This window comes from Acinetobacter bouvetii DSM 14964 = CIP 107468 (assembly GCF_000368865.1).
GTDB lineage: Bacteria > Pseudomonadota > Gammaproteobacteria > Pseudomonadales > Moraxellaceae > Acinetobacter > Acinetobacter bouvetii.
The window spans coordinates 672,745-692,741 of the sequence record NZ_KB849727.1 but is presented as its reverse complement, the minus strand read 5'-3'; the positions used below and the strand labels follow the sequence as shown (position 1 = coordinate 692,741).

Annotated in this window: 19 protein-coding genes, 1 tRNA gene and 1 pseudogene; 8 read left to right on the top strand and 13 right to left on the bottom strand. The window is 43.3% G+C overall.

Annotated elements, in window-relative coordinates:
* Window positions 1-62: 62 nt before the first annotated feature.
* Window positions 63-545: a hypothetical protein gene (locus F941_RS10295; protein WP_005010881.1), complete on the top strand. Its 483-nt coding sequence runs from the start codon at window positions 63-65 to the stop codon at window positions 543-545.
* Window positions 546-939: 394 nt separating this feature from the next.
* Complete coding sequence (locus F941_RS10290) at window positions 940-1,098, top strand: hypothetical protein (RefSeq protein ID WP_228128316.1); 159 nt, start codon at window positions 940-942, stop codon at window positions 1,096-1,098.
* A gap of 121 nt (window positions 1,099-1,219) precedes the next feature.
* On the opposite strand, the gene F941_RS10285 is transcribed toward F941_RS10290, so the two are convergent.
* The gene (locus F941_RS10285; RefSeq protein ID WP_005010879.1) at window positions 1,220-1,921 is read right to left on the bottom strand and encodes a Crp/Fnr family transcriptional regulator; all 702 of its coding nucleotides are present in this window, start codon (window positions 1,919-1,921) and stop codon (window positions 1,220-1,222) included.
* A gap of 109 nt (window positions 1,922-2,030) precedes the next feature.
* On the opposite strand from F941_RS10285, the gene F941_RS10280 reads away from it, so the two are divergent.
* Window positions 2,031-2,564, top strand: coding sequence for an Mpo1 family 2-hydroxy fatty acid dioxygenase (locus tag F941_RS10280; protein ID WP_005010878.1), 534 nt, complete (start codon window positions 2,031-2,033; stop codon window positions 2,562-2,564).
* 53 nt (window positions 2,565-2,617) lie between these two features.
* On the opposite strand, the gene F941_RS16840 is transcribed toward F941_RS10280, so the two are convergent.
* The 9 genes from F941_RS16840 to F941_RS10235 all read right to left on the bottom strand — a co-directional run bounded on the left by F941_RS16840 (window position 2,618) and on the right by F941_RS10235 (window position 11,777).
* A complete protein-coding gene (locus F941_RS16840) occupies window positions 2,618-2,923 on the bottom strand; it encodes a hypothetical protein (protein ID WP_026253351.1) in 306 nt (101 codons plus the stop codon).
* Between the two features lie 353 nt (window positions 2,924-3,276).
* Complete coding sequence (gene ychF, locus F941_RS10270; RefSeq protein WP_005010875.1) at window positions 3,277-4,368, bottom strand: redox-regulated ATPase YchF; 1,092 nt, start codon at window positions 4,366-4,368, stop codon at window positions 3,277-3,279.
* Window positions 4,369-4,474: 106 nt separating this feature from the next.
* Window positions 4,475-5,134 (bottom strand): methionine ABC transporter permease, encoded by a 660-nt coding sequence (locus tag F941_RS10265; protein ID WP_005010874.1) that lies wholly within the window; start codon window positions 5,132-5,134, stop codon window positions 4,475-4,477.
* Window positions 5,115-6,185, bottom strand: coding sequence for a methionine ABC transporter ATP-binding protein (locus tag F941_RS10260; RefSeq protein ID WP_005010873.1), 1,071 nt, complete (start codon window positions 6,183-6,185; stop codon window positions 5,115-5,117). The genes F941_RS10265 and F941_RS10260 overlap by 20 nt, the downstream gene beginning before the upstream one ends.
* An 11-nt stretch (window positions 6,186-6,196) precedes the next feature.
* Window positions 6,197-7,033, bottom strand: a complete 837-nt coding sequence (locus F941_RS10255; protein WP_018572587.1) for a MetQ/NlpA family ABC transporter substrate-binding protein — start codon at window positions 7,031-7,033, stop codon at window positions 6,197-6,199.
* A 10-nt stretch (window positions 7,034-7,043) separates the two neighbouring features.
* A complete protein-coding gene (locus tag F941_RS10250; protein WP_005010866.1) occupies window positions 7,044-7,874 on the bottom strand; it encodes a MetQ/NlpA family ABC transporter substrate-binding protein in 831 nt (276 codons plus the stop codon).
* Between the two features lie 36 nt (window positions 7,875-7,910).
* Window positions 7,911-9,332 (bottom strand): LLM class flavin-dependent oxidoreductase, encoded by a 1,422-nt coding sequence (locus F941_RS10245; RefSeq protein WP_005010865.1) that lies wholly within the window; start codon window positions 9,330-9,332, stop codon window positions 7,911-7,913.
* Entirely contained in the window at window positions 9,332-10,564 is a 1,233-nt protein-coding gene (locus F941_RS10240; protein ID WP_005010864.1) for an SfnB family sulfur acquisition oxidoreductase, read from the bottom strand. Before F941_RS10240 ends, F941_RS10245 begins: the two co-directional genes overlap by 1 nt.
* A gap of 10 nt (window positions 10,565-10,574) precedes the next feature.
* On the bottom strand, window positions 10,575-11,777 hold the full coding sequence (locus F941_RS10235) for an SfnB family sulfur acquisition oxidoreductase (protein ID WP_005010863.1): 1,203 nt from the start codon (window positions 11,775-11,777) through the stop codon (window positions 10,575-10,577).
* 364 nt (window positions 11,778-12,141) lie between these two features.
* On the opposite strand from F941_RS10235, the gene F941_RS10230 reads away from it, so the two are divergent.
* Window positions 12,142-12,906 (top strand): glutathione S-transferase family protein, encoded by a 765-nt coding sequence (locus F941_RS10230; RefSeq protein WP_005010862.1) that lies wholly within the window; start codon window positions 12,142-12,144, stop codon window positions 12,904-12,906.
* A gap of 70 nt (window positions 12,907-12,976) precedes the next feature.
* Here the strand turns inward: F941_RS10230 and F941_RS10225 are convergent, their stop codons facing one another.
* Entirely contained in the window at window positions 12,977-14,317 is a 1,341-nt protein-coding gene (locus tag F941_RS10225; protein ID WP_005010858.1) for a hypothetical protein, read from the bottom strand.
* 503 nt (window positions 14,318-14,820) lie between these two features.
* On the opposite strand from F941_RS10225, the gene F941_RS10220 reads away from it, so the two are divergent.
* Window positions 14,821-15,291 carry an Lrp/AsnC family transcriptional regulator gene (locus tag F941_RS10220; protein ID WP_005010857.1) on the top strand — a complete coding sequence of 157 codons (471 nt, stop codon included), beginning with the start codon at window positions 14,821-14,823 and terminating at the stop codon, window positions 15,289-15,291.
* A 103-nt stretch (window positions 15,292-15,394) separates the two neighbouring features.
* Here F941_RS10220 and F941_RS10215 read toward each other — a convergent pair whose 3' ends face one another.
* Window positions 15,395-16,144, bottom strand: coding sequence for a YebC/PmpR family DNA-binding transcriptional regulator (locus F941_RS10215; RefSeq protein ID WP_005010856.1), 750 nt, complete (start codon window positions 16,142-16,144; stop codon window positions 15,395-15,397).
* 105 nt (window positions 16,145-16,249) lie between these two features.
* Window positions 16,250-16,819, bottom strand: a complete 570-nt coding sequence (locus tag F941_RS10210; protein ID WP_005010855.1) for a 1-acyl-sn-glycerol-3-phosphate acyltransferase — start codon at window positions 16,817-16,819, stop codon at window positions 16,250-16,252.
* Between the two features lie 779 nt (window positions 16,820-17,598).
* Here F941_RS10210 and F941_RS10205 point away from each other — a divergent pair.
* The 3 genes and pseudogenes from F941_RS10205 to F941_RS10195 form a co-directional block, all read left to right on the top strand.
* Window positions 17,599-17,675, top strand: a tRNA-Ile gene (locus F941_RS10205).
* A 314-nt stretch (window positions 17,676-17,989) separates the two neighbouring features.
* Window positions 17,990-18,363, top strand: a pseudogene (locus F941_RS16910) (transposase); the annotation flags it as partial.
* 978 nt (window positions 18,364-19,341) lie between these two features.
* Window positions 19,342-19,997: BapA/Bap/LapF family prefix-like domain-containing protein (locus tag F941_RS10195; protein ID WP_005010852.1), on the top strand; the 656-nt coding region annotated here is incomplete at its 3' end.

Here is a 19,997-nt window from a genome sequence, read left to right as displayed (position 1 = left end):
ATTGTGTATTGTAGCTGAATTTACTAGCATAGTGCCGAAATGTTTGTATGAGTAAACTTAAGATGTTCAGCTTTACTTCGAATGCTTTTAAAGCAGTCATTTTGGCCAGCAGTGTGCTGTTCCTGCAAGCCTGCGGCAAACCGTCAGATCAGGCAGAAGAAAAGGTTGTGATCAAGCCTGCACCAAAACTCAGCAATGACGCAACGACTTATGCAAATGAAGCATGGAAATTCATTAATCAAGTAGACGGGCTAGTTTACAGCAAGAAGCTTGATCAGCTGGAAGAGCACGTCCGCAAGCCGGCTCGCAAGCTCAGCACAGACTGGCGCATTAATGTCAAAATGACGGATTCGGTGACTGAAGGCAAATATGCGCTTTGCCGTAAAGCGCTGACCAGTTTGGAAATTTGGGCCAGGGAAACCATGGAACAGACTGATACAGCGGCACAAAAGCAGGTGGATTATGAGAGAGATAAAAAGCAGTGCCAGGGTGCAATTGAAAACCCGGATTTAGGCAATACAGATCCGAAAAAAGTGGGTGTTTGAGTTTTTTTCAGGCCGCAAAGGCAATTCCATTGCGGCTTTTTGAATCATCATAAAAAATAAATCTGTAGAAATAGATAATCATTAATTTAAGAAATCTCATATTAAAAATATTTTTTATTTAATAAGTCTTGCATCTTAATGAGTATGATGAACTTGCTTGGTTAGCGTTGTTTTATCTTTTGTATTTAGTCTAAATTATTAATTTATCAATATAAAAAATATGAATCCTAAAGTGGGAATGGTTTTATTTAATATCTTAAAACGCTGAGTAATATAAAAATACAATAACATTATAAAAAATGAAAATTATCGCTATTTGATAAAATGTGTAAAAATATCCTCGTAAAAGATGAGTTGTATCAGTAAATTTAAAGAAGATGAATGGGTGATTAATATGAAAAAAGCATTAGTGATGCTAGTTCTATTTGCCGTTATGACCGCAGCTGCAAATGTACAGGCAAATACAAAAGGACAAGCCGATTCCAGCTCCCAAGAAGTAGCGGCCTGTACCAATGGTTTTGATAGCGTTAATGTCTGCGAGTTATTGTCTTAAAATTTTCTAGTGACATACTAAAAGCACTGTTTTAAATCACAAAAAAAAATCGTTCCGAAAGAGTGCGCAATACTGCACTGAAATTGCACACAGATGCTGTGTCAAATTCAGAATTGAATCATTAAGTTTGAGGCAATGCATGCGCAATCCGATGCAGCAGAGCAGCATCCAGTATTTCAATTTTACGAAAAGCCACTTTCAGCACGCCAAGCCTTTCCAGTTCTTGCAGCTCTTGGTTAACCGTCTGTCTGGAGCATACCAGCAGCTGCGCCAGCCGCTCTTGTGATAGATGTATGCTGTGCTGCGCGATTTCAATGTGATTGCCATAGCCATTTAAAATAAACAGCAGGCGCTGCGCTAAACGCTGTGTGATATTTTGCGTCTGTATGGAAATCAGTTCTAAAAATGCGAAACGCAGTTTCTGGCTGGTGAGCTGCGCGATATGAAACCAAAATTGCGGATGCAGAGTCACAAGCTGCTGAATGCTGCTGCTGGGCAAATGCAGAATCGTGGATTTTTGCATGGCAATGGCGTCATGTGAGCGGGGCCGCTGATCGACCAGTGAAATCTCACCGAACCACATAATCGGTTCTGCAATGGCAGCCAGCGCTTCTTTGCCGTGAATATTAATGTAGCCTAAGCGTACAGCGCCTTCCAAAACTGCATATAAGCCATCAAAAGAATCACCTGAAAGGAAAATATTTTGATCCTTTTGCACTTGAAGCAGCTGAGCATGTTCTAAAATATAGTGCTGATAAGCTGGGCTGAGCTGCGCATACCAGAAATTATTCTTTAAATGCGGCAAATATTGCGGATCGAGCATTAGGGTAAATTCCATTTATATTTTTTGACTTCAGTTGTCGGCTGAGCGACATCTTGCTTACCATTATTCTTATATAGTGAAAGCATAATCGGTACAAGGATGCATCACCATGACTAAACTCGAACAGCTGCTGAGCCAGTATGCGGCTTATCATTTGAACCACAAAAATATTGTGAGCCATTTTGCCGGTATTCCCCTGATTGTTTTTTCTATCATGTGTTTAACGGCTCGGGCGGGCGTGATGCTGTCTGGATTTGAATTAACACTGGCTTTAGTGATTATGGCCATCACCATTATTTATTATTTAAGTCTGGATAAAATTTTCGGACTGATTATGCTGGCCATTTTTGCGCTGGCTTATCCGCTGGCATACTCAATTGCGCAATGGCCCTTGGCCGCATGGCTGCTTGCCAGCATCGGTTTTTTTGTTGTCGGCTGGATTATTCAGTTTATCGGGCACTTTTATGAAAAGAAAAAACCAGCCTTTATGGATGATGTGATTGGCTTAGCCATAGGGCCGTTATTTGTGTTAGCGGAAGTGGTGTTTATGCTGGGCTTTAGAAAAGAGATAGAACAGCGCATGCTGGAAGAAGCAAGAAAGCAGCGGGCATTGATGGATGCCAAAATCATGAACATCTCTTAATTTAAAAAGCTGAATGATAAAAAAGCCGGTTTATTGAACCGGCTTTTTTAACCTTATGGTTTGGTCTTATTCATCTCGGTATGGGTTTTATTCATATCTGTTGCCGGCTTGTTCATTTTCATATTGGCATTGTGCATATTTTGCTCTGCAGGTTTCATCATATTGGCGTGTTCTTTAGCAGCCTGGCTTTTGGCTTTTTCATGCGGTTTAGCGGCATGCATTTTGGCTGGAACACAGGTGCCGCCTTTATGATTGGGGCCTGTGCCGCCGGTAGCGGTTGTTCCTTTAGGGCATGCAAATGCTGTTGCGCTAAGCATGGTGAGGATTGCTGCAGTCAGGATTGTGCTGAGTTTTTTCATTGCTGTTATTCTTTGGAAACAGGCATCAGCGCCTGTTTCCAAATTAGGCAAATATGATTCATGATTCAGTTGCAATGCGGTTGCTGAAACGCAATCAACTGCAGTGAAATTGTGGGTTTTTTTGAGATTTTAAGCAGGATTTAAGCTTGTATTGATCAAAAAATAACAATCAGAAAATTAATCAAAGAGCATCATTTTTTATGAATTTTAATCAAAATACCGCAGAACATAGAAAGAAAAGAATCTAGCATAACGAACGCACATGCTGCGCATCGCAGCGTTTATGAAAGATGGGCAATGCAAAAATTTTGAAAATAAAAAAGCCAGCTTAACGCTGGCTTTTCCAATTGGGTTTAAACGTTAAAACGGAAGTGCAATACATCACCGTCTTGAACGATATATGTTTTGCCTTCTAAACGCCATTTGCCAGCCTCTTTCGCGCCAGCTTCACCGTTGTACTGAACAAAGTCATCATACGCTATGCATTCAGCGCGGATAAAGCCTTTTTCGAAGTCAGTGTGAATAACGCCAGCCGCTTGCGGTGCCGTTGCGCCAATTTTAACTGTCCAAGCGCGGACTTCCTGTACGCCAGCCGTAAAGTATGTTTGCAGGCCAAGTAAGCCATAACCTGCGCGGATTACGACATTTAAGCCTGGTTCTGCCATACCTAAAGCTTCTAAGAATTCAGCACGGTCTTCATCTTCAAGCAATGAAATTTCAGCTTCAATTTGGTTGCACAGCGGCACCACAATTGCATTTTCTTCAGCAGCTAACTTTTTTACAGCATCAAGGTGAGGGTTGTTTTCAAAACCGTCTTCCGCCACGTTGGCAATGTACATTGTCGGTTTTAAAGTCATTAAGCCGAAACCGCGTACTAGCTTGCGTTCATCATCGTCTAAGTCCGCAGCGCGGGCAGGTTTGCCTTCTTCAAGTAAAGGCAAGATCTTGTCTAAAACCGCTTTGGTTGCAATCGCGTCTTTGTCGCCGCCTTTGGCAGATTTTGCTAAACGTGTGATTGCTTTAGTAATTGTATCTAAGTCAGCCAGCGCCAGTTCTGTGTTGATGGTGGCAATATCGTCCAGCGGGTCAATTTTGCCATTTACGTGAATCACGTTTTCATCTTCAAAACAGCGCACTACATGAGCAATTGCATCGGTTTCACGGATATTTGCAAGGAACTGGTTGCCCAAGCCTTCGCCTTTAGATGCGCCGGCTACAAGGCCTGCGATGTCGACGAATTCCATCGTGGTTGGGATGACGCGCTGCGGTTTAACAATAGCAGTCAGTTTATCCAATCGTGGGTCAGGTACAGGCACGATGCCTGTGTTTGGTTCGATGGTACAGAATGGGAAGTTTTCTGCAGCAATCGCAGCTTTAGTCAATGCATTGAAAAGTGTAGATTTACCAACGTTCGGCAAGCCGACAATACCGCAATTAAAACCCATGAAATGACTCACACAGTGTTATATAAAAATTGCCGATGATTTTACATGAAAGCCATGACAAAGTCATGGCTTGGTTGAGCTGCGGGAGCAGGCAAATACGTTAGGCTCAAATCTTGCGCTTATCCAGCTGTGCGGAAATGGTATCTCCGGCAGCCTGCACCAGCATGACTAAAATGACCAGCACCACAATCACCGCCAGCATGATGTGCATATCAAAGCGCTGATAGCCATAACGGTAGGCAATATCGCCCAAGCCGCCTGCGCCAATTGCGCCTGCAATGGCAGATGAATTAATCATGGTGACGAGGGTGACGGTAAAGCCTGCGACAATGCCCGGCAGCGCTTCAGGCAGCAGCACATGCCAGATAATTTGCTTGCGGTTGCAGCCGATGGCTTGCGCGGCTTCAATCAGGCCATGATCCACTTCGCGCAGGCTGACTTCAGCGATACGGGCAAAAAATGGCGTCGCAGCTAAAGTCAGCGGCACAACGGCGGCCCAAACGCCATAACTGGTGCCGACAATCCAGCGGGTCAGGGGAATCAGCGCAACCATCAAAATTAAAAATGGCACAGAGCGCGTTACGTTCACGATCCATCCTAAGCTTTGGTTAATGCCTTTAGATGGGTAGATGCCATGTTCAGAGCTGATAACCAGCAGAATAGCCAACGGCAGGCCAATTAAAAACGCCAGAATGGCCGAAGACCCAACCATCAAGAGGGTGTCGATCAGGCCAGTCACTAATAAATCAATAAGCTGATTTTGCATAACCCAGCACCTCCAGCTGTGCAATAGACGGTTTTAATTTGGCAGACAATGCGTTGAAATCAGCATCGGTTTGCTTCAAAGCAATAATGAATGAACCAATCAGATAGTTTTGAATGGTATCGACATGGCTTTGCAGTAAATGCACAGGCGCATCAAACTGTTCAAAAATCGTCTTTAAATTGGGGGATTGATCAACGGCAGATTCATAGCGCAATTTTAAAATGCTGTAAGCGCTGTCTGGCTGTATGTCCGGCAGATAATCAATCGGAAGATCCAGCTGTTCCAGATTCAGCAATTCCTGCGTGATTTTTTGCTGCGGTGATGAAAACACTGACCAGACTTGGCCTGATTCTGCAATTTCACCGTGATCAATCACCACGACCTGATCGCAGATTTCACGGATCACCTGCATTTCATGGGTGATGAGTACAATGGTAATACCTAACGTCTGATTAATTTCTTTCAGTAAAGACAGGACAACCGAGGTGCTTTCCGGGTCAAGCGCAGAGGTTGCTTCATCACACAGCAGCACTTCCGGGTGATGCACCAGCGCGCGGGCAATGCCGACACGCTGTTTCTGACCGCCGGACAGCTGAGAGGGGTAACTGTCAGCTTTATTGCTCAGTCCAACTAAATTGAGCACTTCATTGACACGCGCATCAATCTGATCTTTCGGATAGGACGCGACTTTTAACGGCAGCGCGACATTTTCATAGACTGTTTTGGCTGACATTAAATTGAAGTGCTGAAAGATCATGCCGGTTTTTTGACGCAGCTGAATCAGCTCTGCGTGATTGAGCTGAGCTAAATCTTGCTGGTGAATATGAATACTGCCGTCACTCACGCTTTCCAAACCATTCAGTGTGCGGATCAGGGAGGATTTGCCTGCGCCGCTTTTGCCGATAATGCCGAAAATGGAGCCTTTAGGAATATCTAAATTGATATCCTTCAATGCATGGACCTGTGTTCCTTGAACAGTATAATATTTATTCAGGTTGCGGATTTTAATATAGGGAACGGAAAATTCCGTATGTGCGCCAAAACTAACCATGGTCATTCTCCTTATTTCCAGCCTGCAAACCACATGCCTTTGCCAAAGTCGCGGTCTAAAATCGCTTTCACTTTTTCAGAGTTCTGAAAGGTGCTGACAAAGGCGGCCAATTTTTGGTTTTCATCCGCATAGTCTTTGCGCGTGACAAAAAGGATCGCGTATTTTTTATCAATCGGGTCTAAAAACAGCGCGCTGTGCGGGTCCGCTTTTTTTGCCATGTTTAAGTAATGCGGAAAGCCAAAGATTAAATCGGCATCGTCATAGGCGAGCGCAGTTTGCGGGCCTTCAACTTCAAGGAACTGCAGCAGTTTCGGGTTGGAAACAATATCGGCAAGGGTTGAATGTTCATTCTTGATATCTTTGAGCTGAATCAGTCCGGCGCGATTCAATAGAATTAAAGCGCGGGCGGAATTGACCGGGTCGCTTGGTATGACCACGCGCGCTTTTTGCGGCAGTGCGTCCAGTGTTTTATAGTGTTTGGAATACAGGCCAACATGGCTGCCGCTACCTGTGGCAAAAGCATGCAGCTTATAGCCGGTTTGCTGCACTGCATTGGCAAGAAACACGCTTTGCTGGAAAAAGTTGGCGTCAATATCGCCATTTTGCACGGCAACATTTGGCGCTTGCCAGTCGGAGAATTCAATCAGCTCCACATGGATGCCTTGCGGTTTAAGGTCATCCGCGACACTTTGCAGCAGTTCAGCATAGGGCGGACTAATGCCGATTTTCAGCGTATTGCGCTGCGTGTGCTGCGTTGACCAGCGGTAAGCAATGAGGCTGAGCGCGAGGACAGCCGCCGCAATGGCGATTGTCCAAATTTTACGGTTTTTGCGGAGTAAACTTGGCATCGTGCAACCCTTATTTCCAGCCTGGGAACCAAAGTTTTGCGCCAAAGTCAGCATCCAGCGCCTGTTTTACTTTTGGAGAATTTTGGTAAATATCAACAAATTTGCGCAGCTTGCCGTTGGTGTCTTGGTAGTCGTCACGCACCGCAAATAAAATGGCAAAGCGTTTGTCAGTATTAGAGTCAAACAGCAATGCGCTTTCCGGATCTGCCGTTTTGGCCAGACGCAAGTAATGCGGGTAGCCAAAAGCCAAGTCGGCATCGTCAATAGCGCGGGCAGTTTGCGGGCCTTCAACTTCAATAAACTGCAGTTTTTTCGGATTTTCAGCAATATCATTTACACCAGACAGGAAGTTATCCGGCTGTTTCAGCGTAATCAGTTTGGCTTGCTGCAGCAGCTGCAGGGCGCGGCCTTGGTTAACAGGGTCATTTGGAATGACAACTTTTGCATTTTGCTGAAGTTCGTCAAAGCTTTTAACTTTTTTTGAATACAGGCCCACATGTGTGGCAGCGCCGACATCAAAGGCTTTGATTTTAAAATCAGTTTCTTTTTTTGCATTGTCTAAAAATGGCTGATGCTGGAAAAAGTTGGCGTCTATATCGCCATGATCTAAAGTAATATTGGGGGTATTCCAATCGGAAAATTCCACCAATTTGACATTCAGCCCTTGCTGTTTAGCTTCTTCTGCAGCCGCCTGCAGCGGTTTGGCAAATGATGGGCTGATGCCAATCACCAATTCATCTGCAACTGATTTTTTCTGATGATTCCAAACCAGCAGTCCGATAATCAAGACGGCTGCAATTGCGCCGATCAATGTCAGTTTGGATTTTGAATTAAGCGCCATAGGTTTCCTCGAAATTTTTAAGTCTGTGTAATGTGTTTATTCAGTGTGCTCGGCAGATTGCGGCGCCAGCTTTTGCGCTGCGCTGTGCAACCGGTATTGGTCAGCAGGGTGCGGAGCAGACAGGCGGTTGCCGTTTTGGAACAGCTTGTTGCGCAAGCTGCCATGCGCATACTCAGTTTTGTAGCGCCCGCGCTGCTGCAGCTCTGGAATGACCCAACGGATAAAATCCTGATGTGATTCTGGCGCAACCGTGCGGGTGAGGTTAAAGCCGTCGACTCCAGTCTCATCCAATAGATCAATAAGCTGCTCGGCAACCGAAGCGCCGCTGCCGACAATCAGGGGGTAGCGCCCGCCGAGTTTGAGCTGCGCCTTTAAATCCTTTGGTGTGATTTTCTGTTCTTTGAATTTGCTGTTGACTGAGGCAATGCTGTTGGTTTTCTGATAAGGAATCGCTTCATCATCTGAAAATTTGCTCAGGTCCATGCCGACCGAGCTGGAAAAATGCGCGAGGCCAGCTTCCGGGCTGGCATAGCGGATATATTCAGCCAGCTTCTCCTGCGCCAGTTCATCGGTTTCTGCCGTTACCACGCTGATGCCGACAAACAGCTTGATGGCATGCGGGTCACGGCCTTGTTCCAGCGCTTGGGCGCGGATTTTATCCACCTGCTGCTTTATTTTTTCAGGCTTGTCTGCGCCGATAAACATTCCTTCTGCATGCTGTGTGGCAAATGCAAGGCCTCGCGGGGAAGCGCCTGCCTGATACAGTACTGGTGTCCGCTGGAGAGAAGGCGACACCTGGAACACGCCCTGGCTTTGATAAAACTGCCCTTGATGCTGAATGGCATGCACTTTGGCCGGGTCAGAGAAAATCCGCCGGGTTTTGTCTTTGCGCACGGCATCATCTTCCCAAGAGCCTTCCCAGAACTTATAGCAAAGTTCTAGAAACTCTTCGGCTTGTTCATAGCGCAGGTCATGATCTTTTAGGCCTTTTTGTCCAATCAGCCGTTCAGCGCTGTCTAAATAGCCGGTGACAATGTTCCAGCCAATGCGGCCTTGGGTCAGATGATCCAAGCTGGCCAAGCGCCGTGCAAATTGATAGGGCGTTTCATAGCTTAAATTCACCGTGACGCCAAAGCCGAGATGTTCCGTCACGGCTGCCATCGCGGAGACTAAAGTACTTGGATCATGGCTCGGCAGCTGGATGGACTCTTTCAACGTCAGGTCGATATTGCCCTGATAGACGTCATACACGCCGGTAATGTCCGCAATGAATAAGCCGTCAAATAGGCCTTGTTCCAAGGTCTTGGCAAGGTCTGTCCAATAGCTGAGTTCATTGAAGCGGTGCGATTCATCACGCGGGTGCGTCCATAGGCCATGATTGATATGGCCTGCACAATTCATGTCAAAGGCATTCAGGATGATTTGTTTTGATGTATCTGCAGTGTGGTTATTTGTCATTACAATGTCCCTCTGCGCGGCGGCAGGACACCGTTTAACAAATAATTGGCAATAAAATAATATTTCCAGCGTGAGGCATCGTGCAGGGTATGCACGCGGGCATTGCGCCAAAATCGGTCTAAGCCGTCTGCACGCTGGCTGCCGCGGCTGCCTGCCAGTTCAATCAGCTTGGAAGATGCTTTGAGTGCAGTTTCTGAGCTGTGCGCGCGGACTTTGGCCACATCTAAAGAGGCTTTGGCGACATTTTCAGCAGTCGGCTGAGGGCGGGCAGCATCAATTGAGCGTCCGGCCTGTTTCAGTAACACTTCGCTGGCGCGCACATCGGCAATAATGCGTCCAAGTTCAAATTTGGTCAGCGGGTCATCGGCCGCATGTTCGACACCAGAATCAATCCATGGGCGGGCTTGACGGACACGGACAAGGGTTTCTTCAAAAGCGGCGCGGGCTATGCCGGTTTCAATCGCCGCATGCATAATCTGCGCAAATGGGCCAACCAGGGTGGGTTCAGAAAAAGCGGTGCTGAATGGAATGACATCTTCAGCAGCGACGGGGACACGATGAAACTTTACTGTGCCGCTGCCTGTGGTGCGCTGCCCAAAGCCAGACCAGTCATCAATCAGTTCTAAGCCTTGGCTGTCACGCGGAAGAAAAGCTAAAAACTCATTGCCCTCCGCATCTTTGACTAATGTGGGAATGCGGTGCGCAAACAGGCTGCCTGTGCAGTAGAATTTTTCGCCATTGATTTCATAGCCATCCGCTTTGGGTGAAATTACGGTTTGTTTTTGAGATGCGCTTTTGGTTTTAAATTCCGCTAAGGCATTGCCAAATCGTGCGCCTTGCAGCACTTCTGCATACAGTTTTTGTTTCTGCTGTTCAGTCCCGGTATTGCGCAGCACTTCCAGCGCATAAAAGTGGTTTTGCGGAATTTGGCCGATTGAACCGTCTGCACCGCTCATTATCGCAATGACTTGCGCGACGGTATAGCTGGAAACATCGGCGCCGCCGTATGCTTTCGGCACGGTAATGGCCCATAAGCCAGATTGGCTGTACGCTTCAATTTCCTCAAACGGCAAAATGCGCTGTGCATCTCGGGCCACGGCGGTCTGTTTGAATTCTTCAGCCAAACGCTGCGCGATTTCCAAAGCTTCAGCATCAGAGCGAATAATATGCGCATGCGCTGTTTCAGAGGCAGTACCCGATTTAAACGGCACAATATTTTGAAATGAAGTCATCGTGTTCTCCTTAAATCCAAGCGTGGCGGGCGGGCAAGGTATGGTTCAGGTAATAGTCGCCTAGAGCATGCAGTTTCCAGCGGATTGGGTCATGCAGGGTATGCACGCGGGCGTTGCGCCAGTGCTGGTCAAAATTGTGCACATTTAAGCTGGAGCGGCTGCCGCCCAGCTCTAAGAGTTTTTCAGAGATCTGCAATGCGGCATCATTGGCATAGACTTTGGCTTCCGCCACTAAAATCGAGGCTTTGGCGGCCTGCTCATCACTGACATTTTTCAGCAGATCCAGCTCATCTAAATATTCAGCAGCTTCATCCAGCAGCAAGATGGCGGCATCCAGCAGCACAGCAGATTTGCCGACTTCCTGCAGGGTGTAATGCTCTTCACTGGCTTTTTCCACCTGCGCATCGGCAATAGGCCGCGCTTTTTTGACGGCTGCAACGGTATCTGCAAAAGCCGCTTCGGCAATGCCGACATCAATGGCAACTTGAAGCAGCTGTGAGAAAGCGCCGCGGTAACTCGGCTGCGACGCCAGTTTGCGTTCATCAAAAATTAAAAAAGCATCCACTTCAACATGATTGAGTTTAACCGTGCCGCTTGACGTTGTGCGCTGTCCAAAGCCATCCCAATTATCAATTACAGATACGCCTGGAGACTGGCGGTCAACAATGGTTAAAACCACATGGCCTTCAGGATGAATGGCTTTGATGGCCAGCCAATGCGCAAAACTGCTGCCGGTTGAATAGAATTTTTCACCGTCTATAAAATATTTGCCATCTTCAATCTGCAAAAAAGTGCTTAAGGTTTTTGTATCTTTGGTATTGCGTTCAGGGCCGCCATTGGCCAAGCGCTTTCCTTTTAAAATTTCATTGAAAATAAAGGTTTTTTGCTCAGCTGTTCCTATGATGTCAATCATGTTCAGCAGGGCAATTTGATTTTGCGGAATTTGCCCGACACTGGAGTCGGCTTTGTTTAAAATACGGAAGACTTGTGCGAGGGTTTTGTTGCTAACAAACGCGCCGCCGAATGCTTGCGGAATGCGGATGCCGCCTAAGCCTTTTTGACTGAATAAATCAATTTCGGCAAAGGGAAGCTGACGGTTTTGATCACGCCCATTGCGGCCTTCCAAGGCAAAATCTGCCACATGATAGGCAGCCGTAATGGCATCTTGATCGCTTTCGATTATATGAATATTTTCAGCAGTTAAACGAGACATAATGACACCTGTACTAGATATCAAAACGCTAACTGTTCAGTGTAGAAAAATTAAATGATGGATTCAGATTTAAATATCAAAAAATGTCTTTTAGAGAATTATTGATTAATATGTATTGTATTTTTATATGTTAAGATTATGAAAAATATTAAATTTATTTAATTTGAAATTAAAATTATAAATTTAATATCATCTTTTAATATATTCATGCGCTAAATATGTATAAATGTATTCATTAGCAAATGCTTTTAATATTTAATTTAAGGTAAAAAGTCCATTGTTTTTCTAAAACGGTATGTCTAAAGTATCCCACTAAAATACTTAGCAATGCTGGGTCGTGTAAAACAATAAATTCGGAGCATTTATGCGTACGTTATACCAGTTTCCGTTATCACACTTCTGTGAAAAAGCGCGCTGGCTGCTGGATTACAAAGAACTGGAATATACCGCTCATAATTTGATGCCCGGTGTGCACCGGGCCTTTGCGCAATTAAAAACCGGGCAGAACAAATTGCCTATTTTACGTGATGGGGAGCAGTGGATTGCAGACTCCACCCAAATCGCGCTGTATCTGGATGAACAGTATCCTGAACATGCCTTGCTGCGTGCGGATGCAGACCTCCGTCAGCAGGCGCTGGAGATCAATGAACTATCTGTTGAATTAGGCCGCCATGTGCGCCGCTGGGCGCTGTCGCATGTGCTGAAAGAAAATGAAGAATCTTTAGATATTTTAATTGGCGAGAAGGGCTATTTGCGCCAATTTGAAAAATATTCAAAACCGTTGATTAAGGCGCTGGTCTCGAAAGGGTATCAATTAGACTCTGACCGGGTTGAACACTCGAAAGAGGCGATGCAAGGCATTATTGAAGAATTAAATGGGCGGCTCATTCAGCATGGCTGCCGCTATTTGGTTGGCGACCGCTTAGGCTTGGCGGATATAGCGGTTTGTTCAATGCTCGCACCGATTTTGGAAATTGCTGGAACGCCTTGGGAAAAAGAGCATTCCGACAATTTATCTGAAGATTTTAAAGCCTATAAAGCATATTTAACGGATTTGCCGCTTGGCCAGTATGTGCTGCGTATTTATCAGACTGAACGCAATTCACGGGTGGATTGGCGCGGGGTTTAATCGTTCAATGCCACAATAAAAAACGCACGTTAAGGTGCGTTTTTTATTGCGCTAAAGCAGCAAGCTGCAATCAAATGTAGTGTGCGGCCTGTTCAAGATCTAACTGGACCGCTGGATTCGGCAATGCCGTATAGTCTTGCGGCGCAGTTTGAGCGGTATTTGGGGCTACAGCCGATGCAGGCGCTTGCGGAATGAGATCGCTTAAATTGATTGTGCCTAGGCTGCTGGTATTCTGAAACAAGTCACTAATATTGGGAAGATGATTTTCTGTTCCATTCAGCAGGTCTCCTAATGCGCTTTTCGTGCTGCCTGCTAACAGCTCAGGTTTATAGGCGCCGGTCAGCAGGCCGCTTAAGTCAGGAATTTCAATGTGATCCAGCAGCGCGCTGAAATCGCCTTTTTGGTCAATCATGGCAATGACAGGCTTCAGTGAGTCGATCACTTGGTTTAAATCTTTAGACAGCGTCAGCAAGGAAGGATCATTGACAAAGTCTAAAACAGTTTTCACGCTGTTTAAGACATCATAAACTTTGTGCACTGTATCCGCCTGGGTGCTGTCTAAGGCGCCGCTGTTTTCCAAAATTTTAAGCAGGGGATTAATGCCCTTAATCACGCCAGAAATGGTTTCAGGAATATTGCCTTGATTGGCTTGGGTCATCGTGGCAATCAAAGTTGTCACACTGCCAATCACCGCTGGAAGCGCTTGCTGCAGCTTGGCCATATCAATATTTGTATTGCCTGTATCAATTGATGCCAGCAGAGGCATTAGGGCCTGCGCTGTGCCTTGAGCAATATCCCCTAAGTCTGTATGGCCAGCAGCGATTGAACCGGCCGCTTGAATTAAAGGCTGCGCGTGTTCTAAAACTTGATTCAATGTTGAAATAATTTGCGCAGCATCGGTATTTGCTGCCGCACTGCTTAGCACATTCAGCAGCGGTTTAATGGCGGTTAAGGCCGATGAAAGATTGTCCGGCAGATTGCTTTGACCATTAAAGCTGCTGATCAGCGTCTGCACGCTGCTGACTACAGCCGGCAAAGCCTGAAGCACTTCGCCTTGCTGTGCCGAGCCTGTTCCGTTCAAGGATTGAAGCAACGGCTGTAAGGTCTGCATCAACGTATTCAGTGTATTTGAATTGCTGCTTGAAGTTTGATTAGCGAGAATGCTTTGCATCAGATCCATAATTTTAGGCAATGAATTGGTCAAGCTGCTTAGGTCAATTGCACTGGATTTAGGTGCGCTGGCAGCGCTAAATAAGTTTGAGAGGGTGCTGCTGATTTTGTCAGGGTTTAGCAGGCTGCTGAGCGCCGTGCTGTTCAGCTTTAATTGCGCCGATGCTGAATTCAGCTGAAAAGCAGGACTGAGAGCTGAACTGAGTTTAGAGGTCAGAGCGCTAAGAGACTTGATCGCCATGTGTACTTATTCCTTATTGTTTTAAGATTTATTGTTCTTTTTCAAACTGAAATTTTTTAAAGCATTTCTAAAGGAAAGTAAAATTTGCATGACACATCCGTCCGCAGTTTAATGTGATATAAGTCTCTCTTTAGGTTTGGTCCTATTTATAATCAATTATTTTTAAACAAAAAAATATTCATCGGATGATAAGGTTTTGCGGATGAGCGGTATAAAAAATCTACAGTTTGAGGTGTGAAATTCACAGAACGGATAAGCGGGTTGAAAGTAGGAAATTTTACGGTTAACAGCAATCAAAAAGAAAAAATAAGTCAAAATAATTTGCAAAATATAAATATATTTTTTATATATGGAGGATACATGAAAATAAATTTTAAAAACTGTCAGGCATTTTAAGAATAATTTAAATGGCCTTGATCGGGGGGAATCCCCATCGGCTGTTCAAAGTTATTTATTCAATGCATTGAAACATGCATATGCGTCGGGCAGTGACTGGAGAAAAAATGGAATTGGATCGTTTTGATAAGCAAATCTTAGAAATTTTAACGCATGAAGATTTAAATCTGAATGAATTATCTGAACGCATCAATCTTTCAGTCAGTTCTGTGCACCGCCGAATTAAGCATCTTATTGATGCGGGGGTGATTTCTGGACTGAAACGGGAACTGAATTATCAAAAGCTGGGGTTTAGCCTGCATGTGCTTTTGCAGGTGTCGCTGAGTAAGCATGATACAGACACCTTTGCAAAATTTTTAGAAGAACTGGAAAGCATTCCTGAGGTGATAAATGCATTTTTAGTCACGGGGCAGTCGGCTGATTTTATTGTGGAAGTTGTTGCGAAGGATATGGAAAATTACAGTGATGTCCTGCTTAAGCGCATTGGTAAAATTGAACATGTCGTGGCGCTGCATTCGAGCTTTGTGATTAAAGAATACAATGTATTTAACTGCACAGGTTTGCTGAGCAAAGCTTAAAAAAGCAGCGGCTGATCAGCATCATTTATCATCATCAGCCTGTTGATTACAGGCAGGCATAAAAAAACGCGCTTATAGGCGCGTTTTTTTATTTTTTGAAAGATTACTCATCAAGCTGAGCTAAAACTTCTTCTGTGAATTCAACGTTTGTATAAACGTTTTGCACATCATCTAAATCTTCAAACATATCAATCATTTTTACGATTTTTTTCGCTTGATCAACATCTGAAATTAAGGCTTTGGTTGAAGGGTTCATTACTACTTCAGCATTGTCAGACTTTAAACCTGCCGCTGTAAGCGCATCTTGAACTTCACCAAAAGTTTCAGGTGTAGTGATGACTAAAATTTCATCTTCAGCCACTTCAATATCTTCTGCGCCGGCTTCTAAAGCGACGTCCATGATTTTGTCTTCTAAAGACACATCTTCAAACGTAATTTCCCCGCGTTTAGTAAACATATATGCCACTGAACCAGCAGTACCTAAGTTACCGTCCGTTTTAGAGAAACAATGGCGTACATCAGGCACTGTACGGTTTAAGTTGTCAGTCATTGTTTCAATAATAACCGCAACGCCGCCAACGCCATAACCTTCGTAAGTGACTTCTTTTAAATCAGCATTTTCTTCACCGCCAACACCGCGCTGAACTGCGCGGTTGATGGTGTCACGTGTCATGTTTGCAACTAAGGCTTTCTCAACGACAGCACGTAAACGTGGGTTAGACGCAACATCACCGCCGCCTAAACGGGCAGCTGTAACGATTTCACGAATAAATTTTGTGAATACTTTAGCGCGGCTCGCATCTTGTTTTGCTTTACGATGCTTTGTGTTAGCCCACTTGGAATGACCCGCCATGCGAAATATGCTCCTTGTAGATTGGCTTTATGCCTATCAGATTGTGCAAATTCTACCATAAGCCCTTTTTTTTGATAAAGGGCTAGCCTTCGAGTTTTTAAACAATCATGCCTGATTTTTGGGTTCTGGAATAATAATGTCCAGTCCAACATTTTCTTTATACAGTTTTTTCATCAAAGCGAGGTCATGGTCGAGTTCTGTTGGATAAATTTTTCCAAAGATGCCGCCTTGCTTGGTTTTAGAGTTGGCATACATTAAAACAATGGGGACGCCAGCCGCTTTAGCAATGTGCCAGAACCCAGTGCGGATGGGTTTTCGGGCTTCACCGCGCTCTGCACGTGTCGCCTCAGGCGCAATCACCAGATTGAATTTTTCATTTTTTTCAAAATGCTCAACCATTTGTGAAACAATATCTTTGCTCGACTTGCGGTCTACAGGAATGCCGCCAACCGCCGTTAAAAAAGGCTTTAAAGGCCCTTTAAACAGTTCTTTTTTAATCAGGGTATGAATTTTTAGGTCATAAATTTGGAAGAGGGCTAGAGACAGCACCGCATCCATCATAGAGGTGTGTTCAAAGCCGACAATGACTTGCTTATTTTCAAGCACATCCGGCTTTACTTCATAAGTCCAGCCAGCCAATTTGAATGAGGTTTCACCGATAAATTTTTTCAACATACAAAATTACAGTTTCTGCAAAGGCAATCTGCGCTAATTTCTGCCTGTTTCAGAGGACAGTCAATAGGAAATTTGCGAAAGCAGATAAATAAAATACATTTGCATTTTTATAGTCTATTGCAAATAGAGATGCAGGAAGCTAACTAAGACTTTAAAACGATAATTCTATTTGTATTGATATAAAATTAGTCTCAAAACATAGAAAAAGAGTATTAAAAAAAATGCCTCATGTCTATTCAGACAGCCTAATTCTTATTAGACTTTTGTCGTAGGGCTTGAAAAATGTACGATGATTTTTTAAGTCATGAATATTCTGCAGAGGCTGAGAAAAATGACTTATTTGACTGCTTTTTTGTTTGCATCAGTAATTTTTGCTTTAGTGCTGGTATGGTCGCTGGTTGAGTTTTATGCAGAATCAAAAAAGCAGGAACAGTTTGATCTCTAATTCTGGAGATCAGCGGGATTTAAATTTAAATCGCGGATCTTATTTCTGAAATAATCAACCTTATTGGTGTGTGATGTTCTGATACTTATAAAGTATCAATGCTGCAATTGGCCGCGGTTTTTATCTTTTTTCTTGATTGTTTATTGCTTTATTTATCATCATTTTTTTTGATTTTTGAAAAGGCTGCTGTTCACTCTTTTGCTATAGATTGGCCATTTTTTTTGGATTGTTGTCTTAATGTGCAAGCAGTCTTAAAAATGCTTGTATTTTAAAATAATCTCCGATACTATTCTTTCCGCTTGAACTTATTGATATATAACGAGTTCAGCCTATAGGGCCTATAGCTCAGTTGGTTAGAGCAGCGGACTCATAATCCGTTGGTCGACAGTTCAAGTCTGTCTGGGCCCACCAAATTTTATACTTATATCGCTTTATCTGATTTTCAAACCCTTAATTTAAAAAGAATTAAGGGTTTTTTATTGCCTTGGATAAACCCTTATCAAAACACGTTCTGTATTCGTAATGGTATTCTGAATTTTTTAATGGCCGCAGATTTTGTTCAAAGTTTGATTAAATTGTGTGGGCTTGCTCGGACCGCAGCAGATTGTTAACTCTGCTGCGGACAAAAGCAGATAGCTGTTGCGGCTAGCTGCCAGAAAAGTAATGTGATGGATTATATTGCTTGTCGCAACCGAGCTGAATCTCGCTGGAAATGGCATAAATTTCACATTGGTATTGATACAGAGACCTTTCAAATACAGGCAATTCGGCTCACAGCGAATAAGGTATGTGATTCACAAGTACTCGGAAATTTACTTGATTAGCTTCCGCAAGATGAATGAATTGATTCTGTCTATACTGATGGAGCTGATGATGCTTAGCCTTAGAGAGATACAAGGGCGAGTTCTATTAAACAAAATGAATTTTTTATGACCATAAATTTTGCGAAGCGGCGCTTCTCAGGTAGGGCAATCTGGAAAAAAGGACTGGGTTATCAGCGCGAAGCTTGGTTGAAACCAAGATGCATTGCATTAACTTATTGAGCGGCAAGCTTAGCGCAAGGAACTTTTGAAGTCCGGTGAATGAGGTACATGAATGAGGGGCAGTCCTCAATAAATTTACAGAATGAGGCAGACCACATAGCCGAGTTATAACTCAAATTTGAGCCGTTATAATGTCGTGCTCAATTAGAAAAAATCATTAAAATTTAATTATTAATGTGACTGATTTTACTTGACCATTACACGGAATAAAAAGAGTTGGATTGATTGAAAAAGACAGCATTTAAACGTTTTATTCTGATATTTATTTTGTATTTTTTATTAAAAACAATGTGTTAGTTTTAAATTTGTTTGGGCATGCCATATAAAAAAAGGCAGCAGTATTCGTCATCCTTATCAGTGACTAATCATTAAACTGCATTAAATAGGTCTAATTTCTATCTAGTTTCCTGCCTTAATTTTGCATACCTACCAAGTACAGGAGTCAAACCAAATTATAATTCTCCATGACATGCTGCTCATGTAAAAAGTCCAATTGGCAATAAGATATTTTTTAGATTGAGTCTTATCGCAGACAGGCTCTGCATGCGATTGGCAAAATATACCAATCTAAAAAAAACCATAAAAAAAATATGAATTAAATTTTGTAAATAAATTTTAATTATTTTTTTAGGAAAAGTTAATAGTTTGGATAATTATCGACCATATTTGCATATTTTAAATATATTGTGATTTTGTTTGCATAATCCGCCGATTATATAATATTTCCTTTAATAAGATTCAATTTTTTGTAAAAAGATACAATAAAAATAGTGGATTTATATTCCGACCAATTAAGTATACATAAAATAACAATTATTTTATGTGTGTTTTTTTAAAAAAAATCATTAATTAACAAAATCTTATTTTTTCCAATAGCTTTCAAGGTGTGTGTGGTTTGTGAGTTTGATTGCCTTCATTTTTTTTGCAATTCAATCCCTTTACGAAAATAGCTAAATATATAACGTTAATAAAAACTGATTAAACATAATTCATAAATTTATAAAAGTCATATAACAATCAGAGGGAGTATTTTTATGGCTAATATTCAGGTTGTGTCCAAGCAAAGCCATAAGGTTTTGGACAAGACACTCGATAATAAAGTTCTCTTAACGGAGAATTCAGTTGTAAAAATAAATGTTGATAAAGAGTTGGTGGAAAGCATCACACGTGATGGGAACTCTGCCGTAGTCAAGCTGAAAAATGGTGAAACTATTGTTATTGAAAATTTTTTCAATGGCTCTATTGATGCCAACAGTATTGTACTTGAGGGTAAAGATGGACTTTATTGGGTTCAGTTTACAGATGCTGCAGGTAATGTAACCCCTTCAATTGTATATAATCCTTTAAATGAGATTACGCCATTACTGTATGGCGAGACTGCTTCATCCATACAGCCGTGGCTGATTGGCGCTGGAGTTGTAGGTGGTGTGGCGGCAATTGCTGCAAACTCATCATCTTCTTCTGGTGATGATGGTGATAATAGAGATCATACTCCGCCTGAATCTCCAAAGAATCTTCTGATTAGTAATGACGGCACTAAGGTGACAGGAAAGGCGGAGCCGGGTTCTAAAATTGAAGTCAAAGATGCCAATGGCAATGTGATCGGCTCTGGCACAGCGGATGCAAATGGCAATTTCGAAGTAGCGTTGAATCCTGCGCAAAAGAATGGCGAAACACTGCAAGTCACGGC